Below are 16,365 nucleotides of genomic sequence, written 5' to 3'. Positions count from 1 at the left end.
TCAGAGCGACCCGGCAGTCTCGCCACCGATACTTTCAGCGGTGTGCGGAGCTTCCACACCTCGAGGAGGATCGCGTCCTCTTCAGGCGACCAGCGCAATGATGCGCCGGCATATTTCGGCTTGTCCTCACCCATCAAGCTCTCCCACTGACTCATCGGGTACGCCGTCGCGCACCGTCGACCATTCCCTATACGCGCGCCGCCACGTCGAGAACTTCAGCAACTGCGGCGCGCCGCCGAAGTCCAGCCAGTAGTGACAGAGGCCGCATGCCGGCACCGTGTATCTGTCGTCGGCCTTGCGTGCGCCCCCCTTGCCATGCGCGCTCTCGTTCGAGTGCGCGGGCACGATCGTCTCTTCCGGGTCGAGCCGGCGGCAAAGCCCGGGTACGCGCAAATAGCAATGTTGGCCGCGGCACGCGTTGAGCATCTTCACGTCGTGTTGGCTTCGCTTCTTACGCGCTTTGCGCTTGATGCCGCCGCTGCGCAATTCGGTGCGCCAGTCTTTCGACTCGATGGGCGAGCTTTTCCAAGGCATGCGGCGCAACGGCGTCTTGCGAGTCAGCATGGTTCGTCCCGCAGTTGGACAACATCCTCGATGCGCACGCGGTTGCTGTCGGGCGGAAATGCGGGAAGCGGCACGCGCTGGTTGAAATGCAGCGGCACGCGTAGTTCGATCTCGCCGGTTTCGAGGCGCGGCCAGTTATCCGGAGGAGTGATCCACGCCGGCGGCCGAACGTACGCCGAGTAGCTGACGCGCACGCCTCGACGCAGGCTGTTACGGAACTTCCACGGTGAATGCGCGAAGCTGCGCACGAGCTCGACGACGTCGCACTGAATCAGGCACGGCGGTCGCTCCTTCTGCGGTACGCCGTATACCGTGAACTGGGCTGGCACGATGAAGGTCATCTTCATGGCCATTTCTCCCACACCGCCGGCCGCAATGGATGCTCGCCCGCTCTCGCCCGTGTGAGACGGATGTCGTTGGGTAATTCTTGTGCGAGCACGTCGAGCAGCTGGCGCCAGCGGCCCAGCATGTCGAGGGTGTGTCGGTGGTTGTGTCGCGTCGCGCTCAACTCCGCTTCAAGTTGGCGTTTCTGATCGACGACCACGCCGAACGCCTCGCTCCCGCCTTCGATCTCTGCGGCCGCCGCGTCGAGCTGCTGCGCCACAATATCGAAACCTTGCCGGCGCATTGCTTCCGCCGATGAGCGCAGCGTGACGGGATCGACCAAATACTTCCGGTCTTTATCGCTGATACTCACCACTGACCCCCGAGGCCGTTCAGCTTCATCAACACGTATGGTGCATTGGCTTCGCTTGCGTCGCGATAGACGCCGCGCGCGATCGCGCCGACGAGGTACAGCAGGTAGATGCGCTGCGTAACGCGCGTCCACTCCTCGAGCTCGCCCTTGCCGCTCGGCACCGGGAGCGCCGGAGCGCAGCTCGGCCGAAGCTTCTCGGGCAGCAATGCGATGAGATCGGCATGGCGGTCCCGGATGCCTACGGTCTCGTCTTGCGCCGGCGGCGCGGTGATGGCGATCGGCTCCGGATCGCCGAACATGTCGAGTTGGCTCATGATTTCGCAGAATCCTCAGCGCGCGAAAGCGCCTCGTGCAACTTGGTCACGTCAAAGTGCTCGCCATTTATCGACAGATGCAAATTAAGACGACGGAACTCTGCATCGCCGGTGTACGTCACTTCGCAGTTCAGGAGAAGCTCCGTCGCTTTCTGAACGGCCATGGCTGTGATCTTCTGATCGATGAGGTTATGCAGCGCACGCGAAATATCGGCTGCGAGTTGGTCGCGAAGCGCAGTTGCGATGTATCCAACTGCCGTTTCAGACGGGATCGAGATGGAAGCCATGTCCATTTTTCCAATGCGATTTGAGGGGCGCGGCACGCGGCCGCGCGAGCGTTCAGGCTTTCGCGAAATCCACGTAGTACTCGCCGCCGAGCTCGAACTGCGCGCCGGCCTCGTCGTTCACGGTCTGCAGGCTGATCGCGCCGCCCGGGGTCGCGGCGTAGAAACCATCGTTCTCCGGCGAGCCACTGACCACCGGCGGCAGTTGAATTTCGTGAATATTTCCTTTCTGCTTGTCCCAGTGCTCACGCTGGGTGGTGGAAATGACCTTGAATTTGGCGCGGACTGACATGTGATGCTCCTAGATGGATAGGTGATCACCAGCTGCGGCTGGTGAGGTCTTCAGAACGCCAGCCGTGTCGGCCGACGCGATGAATTGCGATAAAGCGAAATGGAAATTGCGCCGCGGCGATCTTCGTCTTCGCGCGCGCGGCGTCAGTCCAGCGCCCTTTCACCTCGCGGAATTCGAGTTGACCGGCTGCCGTGATGACGGGGAAATCGATGGTGATGAACGTGTTGTCCGCGAGGCGCAGCTTGATGGCCTCGAAGCGGTAGAAGAGGATCTCGCCGGCGTGCAGCTGCGGTTTGAGCACTTCGTTCTCGTATGCCGTCTCGGTCTTGTTCTGCCGTCCGCGCGGCAAGCGGCCGAGTGCCTGCATGCGCTGCACCGGTGACATGTCGGGTGCGCTGTGCCAGTCGGCCAGCACGCGCTCGGCCTCGACACCTAGCCCAAGCGCAACCACTGAGGCCTGAATGCGCGCCGCCGCGGCTTCAGTACTTTCGTATTGCACCAGACGCTTCAGCGCTCCATCGAGCTGCGACTGTTCCGTCGACGCAAGGCGCGCCGCCGCGCCAGCGATCGTGGCCGCAACGCGGGACGTGCCAATGCGGCCGTCGACGAGCGCGCTCTCCGGGAAGCGGACTGTGCCCTTGCTCATGGCGTGCTCAGCTTTGCCCAAAGGGACTCGAAGGTCGCGCTGCCGTCAGCAAGCGAGAGACCGTGGTACACCACCATCTTCGGGGTGGACCGGATCGCAGCGCCGTACGGAAGATTGTCGTGGCCCCAACGTTCGAGCGCGTACGCTTCAAGCGCTGTCTCTGCGGCAACGTAGAGCGTGCCGTCCTCTTGGATCGTCGCCTTCACGCCGTCACCTCGTCGAGCTGCTCGTCGTGCACCGGCACGCCGCTGATCGGGCGAAGATTGCTATCGTGAATTTGCCCGTCGGTGACCCAACGTCCGGTAGCGGGGCCGCAGTCCACGAGCATCGGCCGACGATGCTTGATATTCCAAATGACGCCATGCGCGTTGGCTCCATGGATACTTTCAATCTCAACGATCACGCCATTGTTGGCCGTCTCAAACATGCCAACGGTGATTGCCAGATCTCCGGGTTTGCAGTTCATTTGAAGATTCTCCCGAGCAAGCGCGCGGCCCGTCGCGCGAATGACGTGCGCGGCGGCGCGATCGCTACCTCCCACAGCGCGCCTTCTGCTCCGCACGGCGCTTCGAATTCGAAGCGCATCCACGAACACGTAGCAAGCCGGCCGTTTATCGGCTCGACCGGCGAGCGCGGGTGGCGGCATACACGCTCCAACCCGCGCGGCACCGGACGGTTACCGAATTTGCATTCCGCGCAGATGCGGACAGGTCCTGCGTTCATACGCCTCCCTTCTTGGCGGCGCGCCGCCGTTCGTCGATCGATTTGTTGATCGCGCTATGGCCGAAGCCGTCGTTCGCGCGAATGCCCTCGCCGCAGTGCGGACACGTCGGCACCATCGTGTGACTGCGCCATGCCCGCTCGACGATCTGCGCGGCGCGCAGATGGACGCCGCGCGACTCCGATTCGGCCTGACGCTGCTCGCGCGCGGCGATCTTCGCGAGCGCGCGGTCGTATTGCTCGAGCATGTAGGTGACGACCCAGAACGGCGAAAGCTGGATGCCGCAGTCGTCGCACTTGATGAACTGCCCTTTCTCGTCGAGCGTCATGTGACGGTGGTTGCATTCGGTCTGCGGCCGCACGATCCGCTTATCGCGCGTGAAGCGCAGATCCTCGATGTCGATGACGTTGCTCATAGCTCGTACACTCCGGGCATTTCGCCGGCGTGATTACGCAACCAGACGTCGAGGCTCTCGAAGATTTCACCGTGGATGGCTAATTCGCATAGTCGCCGGTGGGGTTCGGTACGCAATGCCCGGCGATCGAGATAGAGCGCGCTGGCCGCGCAGCGCATCCTGCTCTGCCGCAGGAGCAGTTCATCGCTAAGCGCGATAAGAGCTGCCGTCGACAGGCAATCCGTGATGTCGTTGTGGATCAAAACGGGATCTCCTTGTCGTCGACGTAGGTCGTGCGGACCATGTTGTCCACGCGCCGCCCGGCGATCGGCTCGAGCACGACGAATAGCTGGCCCGGGTGAGCGCGCGCTAGCCTCTCCGCTTCGGTGACTGCGCTCTGCTTGCTGGCATGGCGGTACCGCGGCGGCGCGCTGCCGGTCGGCGACCACACGAGCCAGAACGGGTTTTCGGTGTTCGTGCTCATGACGCGTAGAAGTCCACGGGCATCAGCTCGTCGCCGAACGTCGCCACCGCGAAGTCGAAGAGCTGCTGTGAGTTGAACCGCCGCGCGTCGCGCAGCACGAAATCCACGGCCGCCTTCTCGCGCGAGGCCTTCACGACCAGGACGCGGTACGACGCGATCGGCTCGTCGGGTTTGCGCGGACGCACGCCGAGCTCGGCACCGCGCGCTTCGATCACTTCGGGCGCGCCCTCGTACCACGGGCCGCCGTCTCCCGAAGCTGCAGGCGCGCCACCGGCGGCGCGATCCTTCGACGGATCGTGGCTGAGTACCCAGTTCTCCCACGTCAGATCCCAATTCGTCCGCAGCGCGCTATCGCCGGGTTTGCTGAGCCAGTGGTTGCGGAATTTGCGTGCCTGCCGCGCCACCTCGGCGGCATCCCACGCCGGTTGATCGGCGATCGCCTGCGCGACCTGCTCGTCGGTCGGCTTCCAGTCCGGATGGATTCGCGTACCCTCGGTTTGGGTTTGCGATTTTTTGTCTGCCGGAGAGGGCGTGTTCGGCGCATCCTCGCCGCCGGCGTTTACTCCCTCACTTAACTCAGAACCTAACTCACTAAAATCGGGTACCAGATTTGGACCCCCTTCAGGGAAATCTGGACCCCCTTGCGCACCGTTTTTGGTACCCCTTGCATCCACATCTGGAGGGGCTCCGTTTTTGGAGGGGCTCCGTTTCTGGTTCCCCTTAGGGGTACCAGATTTGAAGGGGGTCCGTTTTTGGTCCTGTTTCGCGAGATATTCTTCGGCCGAAGGGGGGCTCAGCGAGACCGTCTCACCCGACCGGCGGTCGACTGATTGAACAACCGTCGATCCGGCCGGCGCGACCATCTGGTACACGACAATATTGCCGGTGCCGCCGCTTCGACGCTTTGTCTCGATCAGAAAGCCCAGCTCGACCAGCTTGTCCCGGCACCTACGGATCGTCTTGATGTCCATCTCAAGCGATGCGATCAGCGTCGGGTTGCTGGCCCACGTCGAATAGTCCTCACTGGCCCAGTGCGCGTATTCCTTCAGCAGTGCCTTCGCGTAACCGTCACCGACAAGCTGCGCACGCGCCCACGTCAATGCGTTCCCGCTCATACAACACCTTCCCGGACGTGCAGCGGCATGCGCCCTTCGGCGTGAATGCGCTGGTCCCAATAGCGGTAGTACAGGTTGCGGAGCCACGTGCCCATCACCACCTGCGGCACCTTCTCGCGCCCGAGCACGTGCGGCGGACGCGCGACATTGATTCGATAGCCATCCCCGACCAACCGCGACTCCGTCAACGAGCCAACGAGGTGAGTGAAAGGCGCGACGTGCCAGACGCCGGCATCGGCGGGCACGAATTCGGGGATGCCGAGTTCCTCAGGCACCACGTAGATAAATCGGGTCACCCAAGGCGGCATGCCGATCCATTTCGATTTGCCGAGGTCCGCCTTCCAGTCGGCGCGCGAGACCTTGACCTCGAGCTCCGTGCCGTAGCCAGCACGCGTGATCAACATGAAATCGGCGCGGTACGTGCCGCGGCGCGAACCCATGCCCCACCGGATCTCCGCCTCAGGAATTAGCATGTTGGCGCGGTGGTCAACGTGCCGCCGGATCGCCGCCTCGACGAGGCCGGCGTTCATTGGCGGGCGCGCAGCAGCGCGCTGCTTGTTGAGCTCAGGCATCGCGTGGCGCCACGTTGACGCGGTAGAAGGTCTCGCCGTCGCCCGAGATCTCTTCGACGAGGCCGGCAGCGGCGAGCGCGTCCAGCTTGTCTCGTACCGTGCTGTCGGACATACCGCACATGTATGCGATCTTCTGGACCGTCGGCGCGCACTCGCGAGTGGTCTGCGCGGAGAGATGAGACAGGCAGAGCAACACGATTTTCTGCATGGCGCGGAGCTCGATGTCCCAGGTCTGGTTCGTCAGGTGATGAGACACGTCAGTTGCTCCAGAGAACTGCTGTGGCCGCGAGCGCGACAATGAACGTCACGCCGAACCGCACGCGAGTGCGGGCGAGCGCCGGCACGAAGGCGACTGCGATGCCCGCAAATGCAAAGGCGCGCAACGCCGCGGTGGAAATCAGATGGACATCCATGAATGCACCGGTCAGTGAGGATTCTGTGACTCACAAAGGCGCGCAATCCCGAGCAGCTGGAACGCTTGCTGCAATCCAGCCTCGCGTTGCACCATTCTCAGCAGCTCAGCCTTCACGCCTTCCTCGTTGTCTCCTGCTCGGGCGCGCGCAGTACGCAACGCCTCTTGTGTTCGCCGCTTGGCTTCTCCGTCTGTCACTGGGCGCGCTCCACCGCGAAAAACTCCTCGACCAGCCGCACCGCCATGTCGCGCGCTAGCCATTGGCCGATCGCACAATTGCCGATCTGCTGCTGCACGATCCCGACCTTGTCCGCCGGCAATTGGCGGCGCTTGCGCCCTTTCTCGTCGCGCTCGGCGGCTTGGAAGTACTCGGAGACGTGTTGCTGCGTGAGATCGCACACGGACGCGAGATAGGTCTCGGTCATGCCTTGATGCTGGCGATATTTCCAGGCGAGCACGCATGCGTCGCGGAACGTTTGGCAGCTGTCGATCAGTTCGCGCGGAAGAAACCGCAGCCGCGGCTCTTCGAAGTGCTGGTCGGGGCCAGGTGCGCCGCCCGCCGCACGTTTACGATCTGCGCGATAGAGAAATGTCATCGTTACACCTCTTGATACACCGGTCGGCCGGCGACGAAAATTTTTTGCATGGACACCATGCAAATCCCCGAAAACTTACGCGCCGCCGGCGGCCGGCTCTTTGCGACAGAGAGCCAGTACGAGGCGAGTCAGAAGATTTCCAATCAGATAAACACCAGCGAGGGCGGGATGGGCGATAGCAACAAGCGCAGCGACGCGCATGACGAGCATCATCCAGCCCCATGTGCGCCCGACAGTGCCCTGCTTCGGCGGCAATGTGTCGAAGTTCAGCGACGCCGCGCCAATGAGCGAGAAGAGGAAGAGAAAGAGCTGCGCGATCGCCATGACCCACAGATAAAAAATGAGAATGCGGCCGGCGGCCTCGAGCGCCTGGAATTGCCAGACGTAGAACAAGCCGCACTCAGCGGCGAACAGAACGACAGAGGAGAAACGCTTCATCTAACGTCCCTCCTGCGTATCCGCTTTGTTTTGCGCCTTCGATTTGGCACGCCGATCAGAGCGGCCGCCCGTCGGCGGTTGTGCGTCATCGATAGAGCGCGCAGATTCGATCTGACGCTCGGGCGAACCCTTCAGCTCCGGCCAGATCTTCCACCAGTCGTCCGGCCGACTTTCTTCGCGACGAACTTTGCCGTCAGTTGCGAATTCGAGGCCGACACAGTTTTCTGGGCTCGGCAGCCGGCCGGAATACTTGTGCCGCCATTGCCTCAGTTGCGCATTACTCTTGATTGGATAACCGAGCTCCTCCATGCGCTTGCGCAGCTGGGAGATCGTCGGAGCGCCGGGCGCAGAGAGAAATTGGTCAAGGTCCATGCGCGCATTCTAGTAGCGACAGCTACTAGGTGCAAGAAGCATTTGCTATGCGTAGCTAGTGCTACGCTATCAACATGAATGAACTACAGATTGCGCAACTGCGCGTCGAGGCCCTAAGGGCAGCGATAGACAAGCTTTGCGACGGCAACCGGACCGCCTTTGGGAGGCGGCTGGGCTATAAGGACGGGGCCTTCGTGCGCCAGATGCTTTCTGGCGACCGGCCGATTACTGAAAAGACGATTCGAACGATCGAAGCCATCCCCGGGATGCGCGGGTGGTTCTCAAAACTCATCACCGACGAAGCACACGCTACACACCCCCAAGGAGAGCACAAAAAGAGTGAAGTAGATGCCCCAAACAATGGGAAAAAGGGCAGTCTGATCGCGGGTCTCGCGACGACGCACGGTCTTACGATGGCAAAAACTACCAAGTCGGAGGCGAAAAAAAAGGGAACGTATCCCTTAATTTCATGGCTTCAGGCTGGAACCTGGGAAACCATCGTGGACCACTTTGCTTATGACGACGCCGAGGATTGGCTCGACTCGCCGATTCTAGCTTCAGAGAAGTCGTATTACCTACGGGTGCCTGGAGAGAGCATGTATGACCCCGCCGACCATAAGTCGTTTCGGGAGGGAGAGATCGTGCTCGTCGATCCCAACGGCGTTGTCGACCATCGTAAATTTGTTATCGCACTGTTTGCCGGCGAGGCCGAGCCGACGCTACGTCAGCTGATTTACGAGGGCGAACACGTATACCTCAAGGCCATCAACCCAGCGTGGCCCAACAGAATCGTCGAGGTCGGCGAGAACGTAAAGATCCTCGGCGTTGTGAGAACCAAAATAGTCACGTACGACTGATACGGGCATCGACGACATTGGCGATCTGCTCGACCTGCTACGCAGCGGCCTTTAATTAAATTCCCACTCCATCTTTGCTGAGAGCCCCGCACGACGGGGCTTTTTCTCGACTGTTACAAATTTTCTCGCGACTAGTAGCTTTCGCTACTTGAATTACGTCGTAGCGTTCGCTACTATTCGGTCCATCGCATCGGCACCGGAGAGCACCGTGAACGCGAGAAAGGCCAGCCGCAAAGCAGCACGCCACTCCCTTGATGGTCACGTCCGGTTCGTCGTTGCGGCAGGGAAGTCGATCGAAGTACTCGACCTCCGCGCGGTAGCGATGCGCGGCGCTCGAGTCGACTTCATCGCCGCCTACTCGGCCGGCAAGTGCGTCACGCCGCGCAAACATTGACCAGGGGATTGTGATGTCGAGCGTAAGAAAAGAAGCTGTCGCGCCCTCGCGCGCTACTCGCACCGCAAAGTCGATCTTCCGGATCACGCGCAACGTGCTCGCCGTTCTGGGCGTGTGTTTCGTCTACCTGCTCTACACCGGCTATATGCAGTACCAGGACCGTGAGGCCGCTGGGGATTCGTCGTGCTCGTTCACCCGGTGCCTGTGAGAACGGCCATGCGACCGACTCCGACCCGTCTCCCGGATCACATGCTCGCGCCGGCGTGCCGCACGCTCGGCGTCGAGGGTGAGCCCGACGAGGCCCTCCTCTCGCCCGCGGTGCGCGCCGCCGTTCAGGCAGCCGTCCGCGCTCAACTCCATCCGAACCCGAAGGCACGTCGCAGCTCGCAGCCGCGCCGCCAGTTGGGCGAGCAGCCGTCGCTCGGGTTCGATGATCAATGCGTCGACATCAAACGGCGCGCCGCCAACGACATCGATGAGGACTGACACCATGAATACGCTCGGCTATGTCGGCTCGGCCCTCGTCGCATTCGGGTCTATCGCCTGGACGCTCACCAGCGCCGCCAGTCGCTTCGACCGCACCTTCGACACGGATTTCAACCCGCCCGCCCCCGCGAACGATGACCGGGCATTTCCGGAGGCGCGGTCGCGGCGTGCCTCCGGTTTAGGAAGCGCCATGAGCATGCTTCTTCGTAAGGGTGCGCCGGCATTGCCGGTGCGATTGCGCGCCCTGCCTCCCGCAGCCGATGCGCCGTCGCTCGACATCGCTGCTTGCCATTACTACAAGCGGTGCGCCATCTGCGGTGAGCCACTCGGTCAGTACAAGGCGTTCGTCTTGCGCCCGGTGGCTGCTGTCGGCCGTCGGTGCGTGATCCCGCCCGCCCATCAGGACTGCGCGAAGTTCCGGGCGAAAGAACTTTCACATCGCCGAGGCGGCGTGATGATGGTTTGGGTGACGCGCAGTTACGAGGTACTTCCGGACGGCGACGCGGCCTGGGTGCATATGGGCGACGCCGAGCAGGTCTTCTGGTATCTGGGCGACCGTTGCGCGACGCGCGACGAAGTGCGCGAAAGCTTCGAAGAAGCGTTGCCGCCGCTTTACGACAAGGCGCATGCATCGGGCGAGCAGGCCGTGCTCGAGCTCGACACCATGGTTGCGCGCGCCACCCGCTTCTTCCCCAGGCACAGCGCGGCCGCGCACTTCGGGTGATCGACATGAAGAACGTTCCCCATCCGAGCTGGATTCCCGCTGACGCACCTGAAGCAGTCACCGCGATCGCAGGCGATGCGCCGGTCGTGACTGATGCTGACGTCGGTGGTATCGCGGCGACGCCGGCACCCGCAGATCCCTGGGCCAATCCGCTTTCAGCGTTCAATCGTCAAGCTGCCGCGCCAACCGGCGATCAGAAGCCCAAGCACGCGACACGCGCCGACGAAGCGGTTGCCTTCCTGCGCGAGCACGGACCATCGGCTCCCGGCGAACTCGCCAAAGCGATGGGTATCACGTCGAAAGGCGGTATCACGCCATTCATCCAAAGCGCGCTGAAGGACGGCCGTATCGTCCGAGTCGACGGTAGATACACCCTTCCCGGCGCCGAGGCCGACGCTGAGAAAGCGTGCAAGGCACAGCCGGTCATGAAGTCCGCTGCGCCGACCGTATCGGAAGCGGCCGCCGCGAGCGCCGCGATGCGGCAGCCGCCGGCTGAGCCTGCCGACGCGGAACAGAAACCAGCCGAGCCGACGCCGGCGGCGGTCTCCCATTTCGAAGCTGCCACCGCGATCGTGGCGAAACGCAAACCTCGCGCCGCGCCACCGGCGCCTCCCGAAATTGCGCCGGCAGCCGCGACAGAGGCGACGAAGTCGACCGGACGCAAACCTGAGTCCGTGGTGTTCGCCGGCGACATCCAGCTTCTCTCGTGGCCCAACGGCGACCTCACGCTACAGACGGAAACATGCAGCGTCGACATCGGGCCCCAGCACTTCCGCGCGCTGATGGCGCTCGTCGAACTGCGCAAATGATTTTTCGGTGGTCTCTCGTCGATAACGACCCCTGGTCGGCGAGCTTGGGGGCGGCTCTCTCAGCGCCCATTTTTTTTACAGGATCTGAAATGCGACAGCGCTCGGCCGTACCAAGCCTTTGGCAAGTGCTCGCAGATCTGAAGGCGAACAGCATCACGCTTCGCGATGCACACCGACTCACCCGCGCGTACATCCGCGCCGCCCGCCGTCAGCGCCTGACGCGCCACTCGAAGGGATTCAAGCCATGAAAAGCATCTTCGTCTTTGACGATTCGCGGCCGACCGACGACCTCCGTACGGTCATGGCACTGGGCGAGGACGGCCAGCGTATCGCGCGGATCGGGTTCGACAGCTTCACCTTTCCGCACTGCCAGTTCGCAATGGGCGCGCGGCATTACATCGATTGCGACGACGCGGAAGTAAGCACGCTCGTCTTATCGGCCCGCGCGTCGGTGATCAGGCGCTACGGAGCCGTCTATGGGAGTCACAACTGGATGCCGCTCTGGCTCGACGACCCTCATTCCAATCCGGACTGGCGCGCCGCGATGAGCCGTTGTCGCATGCGCGAGGCGAACTCGGCACGCGCGCGCTCCGTTCCGCCGTTCAGCGACGCGGCACTCGCCAGCATTCTCGGCGCGATCTTCGACGCGCCCGACGCCCTTCCGCACACCACTCACTGATCACACCACCATGAACAAGAAAACCGCTCTCGGGCATGTCATCAGCGTGCCACTCAACAAACTTCACATTTCGCCGCTCAACGTCCGTGCGAACGATACGAGCGATGTCACCGAACTCGCCGCGCTACTCGACTCCCAAAAGCAGCTGCAGAACCTCGTCGTCGTCGAGGAAGACGGCGAGTACGGTGCGGTCGCGGGCGGCCGCCGGTACCGCGCATTCAAGTTGCTTGAGAAAAGCGGCAAGGTGCCGGCGGATCATCCCATCTTCTGCCTGGTCACCACGCCGGATCTCGCGCTTGCCGCGAGCATCGCGGAGAACTCGGGCCGCGATCCGATGCACCCCGCCGACGAGTTCTATGCGTTCAAGGTGCTGTTCGAGGAGGGCACACCGGTCGAAGATATCGCCGCAGAGTTCGGCGTCACGCCGCTGGTCGTGCAGCGACGGCTCACGCTGGCCAAGGTCGCGCCAGAGCTCGTCGATATCTACCGCAACGGCGGGATGAACCTCGAGCAGTTGCAGGCCTTCACGCTCACCGACGATCAAACGCTGCAGTGCAAAGTCTGGCACTCGGCGCCGCAATACCTTCGTCACGCGACATCCCTTCGTCAGGCGCTGACGAAAGGCAAGACGGACGCCACGAGCCTTCGTGCCGCGAAGTTCGTCGGCCTCGACGCATACGAGGCCGCCGGCGGCAATGTGCTGCGCGATCTGTTCGGCGGTCAGAACAGCGGCTATGTCACCAATATGGCGCTCCTTCAAAAGCTGGCCGGCGAAAAACTCGAAGCGGCGGCCGAGTCGCTCCGCGCTGAAGGATGGGCGTTCGTGAAGGTCGTTCCCGAACTCGGCTACAACGATGTTAGCCCTTACGGTCGCAGCAAGCCGAAGGTGCGTGAACTCACTGAAGAAGAGAAGACCGAGATCAGCGCGCTCGAAGAAACGGCCAATGCGGCAAACGAAGCGCTGCGCGCCGACAGCGAGGATGACCTCACCAACGGGGAGATTGCCGAACTCGAGCATAAAGCCGAAAGCGCGGTCGACCGTATCGCTGCGATCAAGAGCTCGCTTGAGACCTTCAGTGATCGTCAGAAGAAGACTACCGGCGCCGTACTCGGCATCAATCACCAAGGGTTGCTCGAGATCCATCGCGGCATGATCGACCCGAAAGCGGCGGCCGCAAAAGAAAAGGCGAAGGCAAAGGCCGACCGCGAGAAGCGCGCGGCCGCCGGCGAGGTCGTCGAAGACGAGAAACCCGGCTATAGCGACACGCTGCTGCGCAAGCTTACGGCGAACCGCTCGGCCGCGATGTCTGCTCACCTCCTGGAGGCCCCACGCGTCGCGCTCGACCTGCTGTGCTCGGCGCTGCTCGCCAAGATTCTGCATGTCGGCTATTACGGATCCAGCGGGCTCTCCATCGTGCCGACCGACCAGCTCAGCAATCTGAGCTCGAACGCCGACGACATCGAAGAGAGCAAGGCGTGGGCAACTCTCTCTGAGCGGCGCGAACAGCTGCTCGCGGAACTGCCCGAGAAGCCGAGCGAGATCTTCGGCTACGTGTCCGGACGGAGCGCCGTCGACGTGATCGATTTGCTCGCATTCTGCACCGCCGCGTGCATCAACACCGTCACCGGCCAGGCAGACGCTCGGCCGCTCGAATATATCGAGCAGGCGATCGGGCTGAACATGGCCGACTGGTGGCAACCGACCCGCAAGTCGTTTCTCGGCCAGGTGGCCAAGCCGGTGATCGTCGACGCGCTCGAATCGATCGGCGTCGGCGAGATCGCGATCAAACAGGCCGACAAGCTGAAAAAGGGCGATCTCGCGCAGAAGGCCGAAGAACTGCTGGCCGGCAGCGGATGGCTCCCATTGCCGCTGCGCTCCAAAGCAACCGTCGCGAAGAAAGACGCGAAGGCGAAATCCGGTCCGGCGAAGAAGACGGATGCCAAGGTTCCGGCCACCAAGGTCCCGCGCGTTCAGACGCCGCCAGTCGGCAAACCCGTCACGCCGACACCTGCGAAGAAGGTTCCGACGGTCAGGAAGACCCCTGCAGTGAAATCCGCTCCGACACCGGCGGGCACGAAGAAAGTTCCTGCGAGGAAGGTTGCGGCGAAGAAAAGCGCTGCCCACATGAAAAACGATATCGAACTGCATCCGGCTGCTGCATGGCCCTTCCCGTCTGGGAGTCGGCCATGACAGATCTCACCGCAGCGGCCCGCGCCGCCGGTCTGACGGTGCTGCTCAACGGCCGCATCGGTCGCGAGGAGTATCACGCCGTCTCCGGCTCGATGGCAGCGCTCCAGCGGTTCGCTGACGCGTACGCCAACGAGCCGATCAACCCCGGCAGCATCGGCGAGCGCCTGCGTAACCGCGCCGCCCTGCAGATCGACGACAGCGACGCACACCTGATGCGCGCCGCCGCGCGCGTGATCGCTCGACTGCATTACGCGAGCCTCGCGCAAGAAGCCTCCGATATCGCGGAGCCCACCGAACCGAGTAGTCCGTCGCGCTGATCCTCTCGTCAGCGTGGCGTGTGTTTGACCGGGCCAGCACCTCGGCCGGCCCGGTCCTTTTTTAGAGGATAGCCATGAGCTTCGATTACATCAGATCCCATTACGGCGTCGTCGCAAGGCGTGGTCAGCGCGTCACCGCCTTCGGCAAGCCCGGAGTCATCACCGGCACCGATGGACAGTACGTGAGCATCCGCCTGGATGGGCAGAAGCACTCGAACCCCTACCACCCCACCGAAGGCATTGACTACAAGCCGGCAGCCGACTAACCAACATGCCCTGCACGCCTTTCCGTCTTCCCGGCGGAGTCTCCGGAATCATCTGCACGCGAGGCCGCCATCGCGCGCCGCGGTGCTTCGTACCCGGATGCGGCGCGCCGAGCAGCTTCCAGTGCGATTACCCGGTCAAGCCCGGCAAGACGTGCGATCGGCACCTTTGCGCGAAGCACGCATGCGAGGTCGGTGTCGACCTCCATCGTTGCCCGGAGCACGTCGACGTGGCAACGCAAAGCGATTTATTTGAGGATCTCAAGTGAGCATGCCAAACAACCGTCTTCCCCAACTGCCCGTGTGTCTCACGTGGTCGGATATGTATGGCCGCCGGCTCTGGGATGAAACCGCGATGGTCGAATATGCGCTCGCGGCTGTTGCAGCGAATGGCGCCACGACGCCGGCGTCGACGCCCGAGGCAGTGCATACCGACGACGATGCAGTCGACCGCTTCGCAGCGGTGATGAAAGAAAAAATGGGTGATGCGCGTGCGAAGGGCCGAAGCGGATGGCGGCAATGTGATCCGGCTGCGTTATCGAACATGCTGCGCGAGCACGTCGAGAAAGGCGACCCGCGCGATGTGGCAAATTTTTGCATGATGCTCTGGCAGCTGGGCCACGAGATCGCCGCGTCGACATCAAGCGCCGACGAGATCCCGAATGCGACGAAGCTGCGCATCGGCACGTCGATTCGTTTTACAAAGACTCTGCGCGAGGGCGCGACTGGAGATCACCCGGCCCTCCTCTACGCCGAGGCTGGGGAGTCTGGAGAAATCACCGGGTACAACGAATTTGAAGGCTACATGGTCAAGACCGACGCATGGCCGAATGCTTTCGGCGCTCGCCATAGCGAATTCGAGGTCGCCACGCCCCTTCCGCGCACCAGCGACGCAGCGCCAATGCCGGATCCGCAGGAGCTGCTTGAGATCGCGCGCGCAACCGGCCTGCGCTCGTTCCTGCACGGTGTGAACGCGGAGAACGCTCGCGAGATCCTCGAAGCGTACCAAATTGCCGTCGATGCGCGGCGCGCCGCGATCGCTGCTCCGCAATCCGTAGCGCAGACGGAGCCAGCGCTAACCTACCCGGCCGAATTCACCGAAGACCTGCAGTGGATCCTCGGCCTGATCTGCTTCCAGTGCATCCAGTATGCGCAGACGTTACGCAAAGCTGGCCGCGAAATCCCGACGAAGGCCGAAGCGGAACAGGCCGCAACGCTCGACTGGATGCTGCGGCACTATCTCCGCGATCCGAAAGACTGGCGCACGACTGCGGCTGCCGAGATGCGCGCCATGAATGCCGATGCATCTGGCAAGGAGCAGGAGGTGGGATCGTGATCGCCAAAACCAAACTTCCGGCACCGCGCCTGCAACTTCGCTGGGCAGAAAGTACACGCGATCACCGGTACGACTGGGAATGCCACTACGAGCTGGTACTGCCCCTCGCCGAGTTCGACATTCGACGCGAGCAGCATGACGCAGAAGGAAATGAACTGCCGCAGGTTAGCGAGCTGACCGTACCGATGAAAGAGCCCAGCCTGCGCGGTAGTTCGCAAACACCGTGCGAAACGGGTCGCGGGGAGCGCTTTTACGATGATCCATATCGCGACGGCGCCCATGCCTCGTGGGACTCCAAGCTGCTAGGCAACCTGCCAATTTTTGTGATTGCCCCAGACGGCATGGCGTTCGCCAGACCGGATCGTGAGGCCGAGCGCGCAGAGGATCGGTCATGACCCCCAACAGGCT

General features: G+C 62.6%; 31 protein-coding genes. 12 read left to right on the top strand and 19 right to left on the bottom strand.

Annotated elements, in window-relative coordinates; genetic code table 11:
• Positions 1 to 126: 126 nt before the first annotated feature.
• From AC57B1_RS16840 to AC57B1_RS16750, 19 genes are all read right to left on the bottom strand, one after another.
• The gene (locus tag AC57B1_RS16840) at positions 127 to 564 is read right to left on the bottom strand and encodes a nuclease domain-containing protein (RefSeq protein WP_496418097.1); all 438 of its coding nucleotides are present in this window, start codon (positions 562 to 564) and stop codon (positions 127 to 129) included.
• Complete coding sequence (locus AC57B1_RS16835; RefSeq protein WP_496418096.1) at positions 558 to 911, bottom strand: hypothetical protein; 354 nt, start codon at positions 909 to 911, stop codon at positions 558 to 560. Before AC57B1_RS16835 ends, AC57B1_RS16840 begins: the two co-directional genes overlap by 7 nt.
• On the bottom strand, positions 908 to 1,261 hold the full coding sequence (locus AC57B1_RS16830) for a hypothetical protein (protein WP_496418095.1): 354 nt from the start codon (positions 1,259 to 1,261) through the stop codon (positions 908 to 910). Before AC57B1_RS16830 ends, AC57B1_RS16835 begins: the two co-directional genes overlap by 4 nt.
• Positions 1,258 to 1,575, bottom strand: a complete 318-nt coding sequence (locus tag AC57B1_RS16825) for a hypothetical protein (RefSeq protein WP_496418094.1) — start codon at positions 1,573 to 1,575, stop codon at positions 1,258 to 1,260. Before AC57B1_RS16825 ends, AC57B1_RS16830 begins: the two co-directional genes overlap by 4 nt.
• Positions 1,572 to 1,862: a hypothetical protein gene (locus AC57B1_RS16820; protein WP_496418093.1), complete on the bottom strand. Its 291-nt coding sequence runs from the start codon at positions 1,860 to 1,862 to the stop codon at positions 1,572 to 1,574. The genes AC57B1_RS16825 and AC57B1_RS16820 overlap by 4 nt, the downstream gene beginning before the upstream one ends.
• A gap of 52 nt (positions 1,863 to 1,914) precedes the next feature.
• A complete protein-coding gene (locus AC57B1_RS16815) occupies positions 1,915 to 2,151 on the bottom strand; it encodes a hypothetical protein (RefSeq protein ID WP_496418092.1) in 237 nt (78 codons plus the stop codon).
• Between the two features lie 25 nt (positions 2,152 to 2,176).
• Entirely contained in the window at positions 2,177 to 2,797 is a 621-nt protein-coding gene (locus AC57B1_RS16810) for a hypothetical protein (protein WP_496418091.1), read from the bottom strand.
• Positions 2,794 to 3,003, bottom strand: a complete 210-nt coding sequence (locus tag AC57B1_RS16805; RefSeq protein WP_496418090.1) for a hypothetical protein — start codon at positions 3,001 to 3,003, stop codon at positions 2,794 to 2,796. Before AC57B1_RS16805 ends, AC57B1_RS16810 begins: the two co-directional genes overlap by 4 nt.
• Positions 3,000 to 3,263 carry a hypothetical protein gene (locus tag AC57B1_RS16800; protein WP_496418089.1) on the bottom strand — a complete coding sequence of 88 codons (264 nt, stop codon included), beginning with the start codon at positions 3,261 to 3,263 and terminating at the stop codon, positions 3,000 to 3,002. Before AC57B1_RS16800 ends, AC57B1_RS16805 begins: the two co-directional genes overlap by 4 nt.
• Before the next feature lie 253 nt (positions 3,264 to 3,516).
• Complete coding sequence (locus tag AC57B1_RS16795) at positions 3,517 to 3,933, bottom strand: hypothetical protein (protein WP_496418088.1); 417 nt, start codon at positions 3,931 to 3,933, stop codon at positions 3,517 to 3,519.
• Positions 3,930 to 4,175, bottom strand: a complete 246-nt coding sequence (locus AC57B1_RS16790) for a hypothetical protein (RefSeq protein WP_496418087.1) — start codon at positions 4,173 to 4,175, stop codon at positions 3,930 to 3,932. Before AC57B1_RS16790 ends, AC57B1_RS16795 begins: the two co-directional genes overlap by 4 nt.
• A complete protein-coding gene (locus tag AC57B1_RS16785) occupies positions 4,172 to 4,396 on the bottom strand; it encodes a hypothetical protein (RefSeq protein WP_496418086.1) in 225 nt (74 codons plus the stop codon). The genes AC57B1_RS16790 and AC57B1_RS16785 overlap by 4 nt, the downstream gene beginning before the upstream one ends.
• Positions 4,393 to 5,511 carry a hypothetical protein gene (locus AC57B1_RS16780; RefSeq protein ID WP_496418085.1) on the bottom strand — a complete coding sequence of 373 codons (1,119 nt, stop codon included), beginning with the start codon at positions 5,509 to 5,511 and terminating at the stop codon, positions 4,393 to 4,395. Before AC57B1_RS16780 ends, AC57B1_RS16785 begins: the two co-directional genes overlap by 4 nt.
• Positions 5,508 to 6,083, bottom strand: coding sequence for a hypothetical protein (locus AC57B1_RS16775; RefSeq protein WP_496418084.1), 576 nt, complete (start codon positions 6,081 to 6,083; stop codon positions 5,508 to 5,510). The genes AC57B1_RS16780 and AC57B1_RS16775 overlap by 4 nt, the downstream gene beginning before the upstream one ends.
• Entirely contained in the window at positions 6,076 to 6,339 is a 264-nt protein-coding gene (locus AC57B1_RS16770) for a helix-turn-helix domain-containing protein (RefSeq protein WP_496418083.1), read from the bottom strand. Before AC57B1_RS16770 ends, AC57B1_RS16775 begins: the two co-directional genes overlap by 8 nt.
• Before the next feature lies 1 nt (position 6,340).
• Entirely contained in the window at positions 6,341 to 6,496 is a 156-nt protein-coding gene (locus tag AC57B1_RS16765; RefSeq protein WP_496418082.1) for a hypothetical protein, read from the bottom strand.
• Positions 6,497 to 6,689: 193 nt separating this feature from the next.
• A complete protein-coding gene (locus tag AC57B1_RS16760) occupies positions 6,690 to 7,091 on the bottom strand; it encodes a hypothetical protein (RefSeq protein WP_496418081.1) in 402 nt (133 codons plus the stop codon).
• Between the two features lie 75 nt (positions 7,092 to 7,166).
• A complete protein-coding gene (locus AC57B1_RS16755) occupies positions 7,167 to 7,529 on the bottom strand; it encodes a hypothetical protein (RefSeq protein ID WP_496418080.1) in 363 nt (120 codons plus the stop codon).
• Positions 7,530 to 7,901, bottom strand: coding sequence for a transcriptional regulator (locus tag AC57B1_RS16750; RefSeq protein ID WP_496418079.1), 372 nt, complete (start codon positions 7,899 to 7,901; stop codon positions 7,530 to 7,532).
• Positions 7,902 to 7,975: 74 nt separating this feature from the next.
• Between AC57B1_RS16750 and AC57B1_RS16745 the strand changes: the two genes are divergently transcribed.
• From AC57B1_RS16745 to AC57B1_RS16690, 12 genes are all read left to right on the top strand, one after another.
• Positions 7,976 to 8,758 (top strand): LexA family protein, encoded by a 783-nt coding sequence (locus tag AC57B1_RS16745; protein ID WP_496418078.1) that lies wholly within the window; start codon positions 7,976 to 7,978, stop codon positions 8,756 to 8,758.
• A 208-nt stretch (positions 8,759 to 8,966) separates the two neighbouring features.
• On the top strand, positions 8,967 to 9,152 hold the full coding sequence (locus tag AC57B1_RS16740) for a hypothetical protein (RefSeq protein WP_496418077.1): 186 nt from the start codon (positions 8,967 to 8,969) through the stop codon (positions 9,150 to 9,152).
• A gap of 13 nt (positions 9,153 to 9,165) precedes the next feature.
• Positions 9,166 to 9,360, top strand: a complete 195-nt coding sequence (locus AC57B1_RS16735) for a hypothetical protein (RefSeq protein ID WP_496418076.1) — start codon at positions 9,166 to 9,168, stop codon at positions 9,358 to 9,360.
• A 41-nt stretch (positions 9,361 to 9,401) separates the two neighbouring features.
• Positions 9,402 to 9,638 (top strand): hypothetical protein, encoded by a 237-nt coding sequence (locus AC57B1_RS16730; RefSeq protein ID WP_496418075.1) that lies wholly within the window; start codon positions 9,402 to 9,404, stop codon positions 9,636 to 9,638.
• Positions 9,639 to 9,642: 4 nt separating this feature from the next.
• Positions 9,643 to 10,362, top strand: coding sequence for a hypothetical protein (locus AC57B1_RS16725; RefSeq protein WP_496418074.1), 720 nt, complete (start codon positions 9,643 to 9,645; stop codon positions 10,360 to 10,362).
• 5 nt (positions 10,363 to 10,367) lie between these two features.
• Positions 10,368 to 11,171 (top strand): hypothetical protein, encoded by an 804-nt coding sequence (locus AC57B1_RS16720; RefSeq protein WP_496418073.1) that lies wholly within the window; start codon positions 10,368 to 10,370, stop codon positions 11,169 to 11,171.
• Between the two features lie 244 nt (positions 11,172 to 11,415).
• A complete protein-coding gene (locus AC57B1_RS16715) occupies positions 11,416 to 11,850 on the top strand; it encodes a hypothetical protein (RefSeq protein WP_496418072.1) in 435 nt (144 codons plus the stop codon).
• A gap of 10 nt (positions 11,851 to 11,860) precedes the next feature.
• On the top strand, positions 11,861 to 14,041 hold the full coding sequence (locus tag AC57B1_RS16710; RefSeq protein WP_496418071.1) for a ParB N-terminal domain-containing protein: 2,181 nt from the start codon (positions 11,861 to 11,863) through the stop codon (positions 14,039 to 14,041).
• On the top strand, positions 14,038 to 14,358 hold the full coding sequence (locus tag AC57B1_RS16705) for a hypothetical protein (protein WP_496418070.1): 321 nt from the start codon (positions 14,038 to 14,040) through the stop codon (positions 14,356 to 14,358). The genes AC57B1_RS16710 and AC57B1_RS16705 overlap by 4 nt, the downstream gene beginning before the upstream one ends.
• Positions 14,359 to 14,432: 74 nt before the next feature.
• Positions 14,433 to 14,624, top strand: a complete 192-nt coding sequence (locus AC57B1_RS16700) for a hypothetical protein (RefSeq protein ID WP_496418069.1) — start codon at positions 14,433 to 14,435, stop codon at positions 14,622 to 14,624.
• A 319-nt stretch (positions 14,625 to 14,943) separates the two neighbouring features.
• On the top strand, positions 14,944 to 15,957 hold the full coding sequence (locus AC57B1_RS16695; RefSeq protein ID WP_496418068.1) for a hypothetical protein: 1,014 nt from the start codon (positions 14,944 to 14,946) through the stop codon (positions 15,955 to 15,957).
• Entirely contained in the window at positions 15,954 to 16,352 is a 399-nt protein-coding gene (locus AC57B1_RS16690; protein ID WP_496418067.1) for a hypothetical protein, read from the top strand. The genes AC57B1_RS16695 and AC57B1_RS16690 overlap by 4 nt, the downstream gene beginning before the upstream one ends.
• The last annotated feature ends 13 nt before the right edge of the window (positions 16,353 to 16,365 follow it).

This window comes from Paraburkholderia sp. BGA-UO-ETr-F21 (assembly GCF_059567925.1).
The sequence above is the reverse complement of the archived record's forward strand: the minus strand, read 5'-3'. Positions and strand labels throughout refer to the sequence as shown.

What these genes read in the sequence shown, in the direction of transcription:
- AC57B1_RS16840 (WP_496418097.1), bottom strand. Translation starts at nt 564, where the DNA reads ATGCTGACTCGCAAGACGCCGTTGCGCCGCATGCCTTGGAAAAGCTCG.
- AC57B1_RS16835 (WP_496418096.1), bottom strand. Translation starts at nt 911, where the DNA reads ATGAAGATGACCTTCATCGTGCCAGCCCAGTTCACGGTATACGGCGTA.
- AC57B1_RS16825 (WP_496418094.1), bottom strand. Translation starts at nt 1,575, where the DNA reads ATGAGCCAACTCGACATGTTCGGCGATCCGGAGCCGATCGCCATCACC.
- AC57B1_RS16820 (WP_496418093.1), bottom strand. Translation starts at nt 1,862, where the DNA reads ATGGCTTCCATCTCGATCCCGTCTGAAACGGCAGTTGGATACATCGCA.
- AC57B1_RS16815 (WP_496418092.1), bottom strand. Translation starts at nt 2,151, where the DNA reads ATGTCAGTCCGCGCCAAATTCAAGGTCATTTCCACCACCCAGCGTGAG.
- AC57B1_RS16810 (WP_496418091.1), bottom strand. Translation starts at nt 2,797, where the DNA reads ATGAGCAAGGGCACAGTCCGCTTCCCGGAGAGCGCGCTCGTCGACGGC.
- AC57B1_RS16800 (WP_496418089.1), bottom strand. Translation starts at nt 3,263, where the DNA reads ATGAACTGCAAACCCGGAGATCTGGCAATCACCGTTGGCATGTTTGAG.
- AC57B1_RS16795 (WP_496418088.1), bottom strand. Translation starts at nt 3,933, where the DNA reads ATGAGCAACGTCATCGACATCGAGGATCTGCGCTTCACGCGCGATAAG.
- AC57B1_RS16785 (WP_496418086.1), bottom strand. Translation starts at nt 4,396, where the DNA reads ATGAGCACGAACACCGAAAACCCGTTCTGGCTCGTGTGGTCGCCGACC.
- AC57B1_RS16780 (WP_496418085.1), bottom strand. Translation starts at nt 5,511, where the DNA reads ATGAGCGGGAACGCATTGACGTGGGCGCGTGCGCAGCTTGTCGGTGAC.
- AC57B1_RS16775 (WP_496418084.1), bottom strand. Translation starts at nt 6,083, where the DNA reads ATGCCTGAGCTCAACAAGCAGCGCGCTGCTGCGCGCCCGCCAATGAAC.
- AC57B1_RS16765 (WP_496418082.1), bottom strand. Translation starts at nt 6,496, where the DNA reads ATGGATGTCCATCTGATTTCCACCGCGGCGTTGCGCGCCTTTGCATTT.
- AC57B1_RS16760 (WP_496418081.1), bottom strand. Translation starts at nt 7,091, where the DNA reads ATGACATTTCTCTATCGCGCAGATCGTAAACGTGCGGCGGGCGGCGCA.
- AC57B1_RS16755 (WP_496418080.1), bottom strand. Translation starts at nt 7,529, where the DNA reads ATGAAGCGTTTCTCCTCTGTCGTTCTGTTCGCCGCTGAGTGCGGCTTG.
- AC57B1_RS16750 (WP_496418079.1), bottom strand. Translation starts at nt 7,901, where the DNA reads ATGGACCTTGACCAATTTCTCTCTGCGCCCGGCGCTCCGACGATCTCC.
- AC57B1_RS16745 (WP_496418078.1), top strand. Translation starts at nt 7,976, where the DNA reads ATGAATGAACTACAGATTGCGCAACTGCGCGTCGAGGCCCTAAGGGCA.
- AC57B1_RS16735 (WP_496418076.1), top strand. Translation starts at nt 9,166, where the DNA reads ATGTCGAGCGTAAGAAAAGAAGCTGTCGCGCCCTCGCGCGCTACTCGC.
- AC57B1_RS16730 (WP_496418075.1), top strand. Translation starts at nt 9,402, where the DNA reads ATGCTCGCGCCGGCGTGCCGCACGCTCGGCGTCGAGGGTGAGCCCGAC.
- AC57B1_RS16725 (WP_496418074.1), top strand. Translation starts at nt 9,643, where the DNA reads ATGAATACGCTCGGCTATGTCGGCTCGGCCCTCGTCGCATTCGGGTCT.
- AC57B1_RS16720 (WP_496418073.1), top strand. Translation starts at nt 10,368, where the DNA reads ATGAAGAACGTTCCCCATCCGAGCTGGATTCCCGCTGACGCACCTGAA.
- AC57B1_RS16715 (WP_496418072.1), top strand. Translation starts at nt 11,416, where the DNA reads ATGAAAAGCATCTTCGTCTTTGACGATTCGCGGCCGACCGACGACCTC.
- AC57B1_RS16710 (WP_496418071.1), top strand. Translation starts at nt 11,861, where the DNA reads ATGAACAAGAAAACCGCTCTCGGGCATGTCATCAGCGTGCCACTCAAC.
- AC57B1_RS16705 (WP_496418070.1), top strand. Translation starts at nt 14,038, where the DNA reads ATGACAGATCTCACCGCAGCGGCCCGCGCCGCCGGTCTGACGGTGCTG.
- AC57B1_RS16700 (WP_496418069.1), top strand. Translation starts at nt 14,433, where the DNA reads ATGAGCTTCGATTACATCAGATCCCATTACGGCGTCGTCGCAAGGCGT.
- AC57B1_RS16695 (WP_496418068.1), top strand. Translation starts at nt 14,944, where the DNA reads ATGTATGGCCGCCGGCTCTGGGATGAAACCGCGATGGTCGAATATGCG.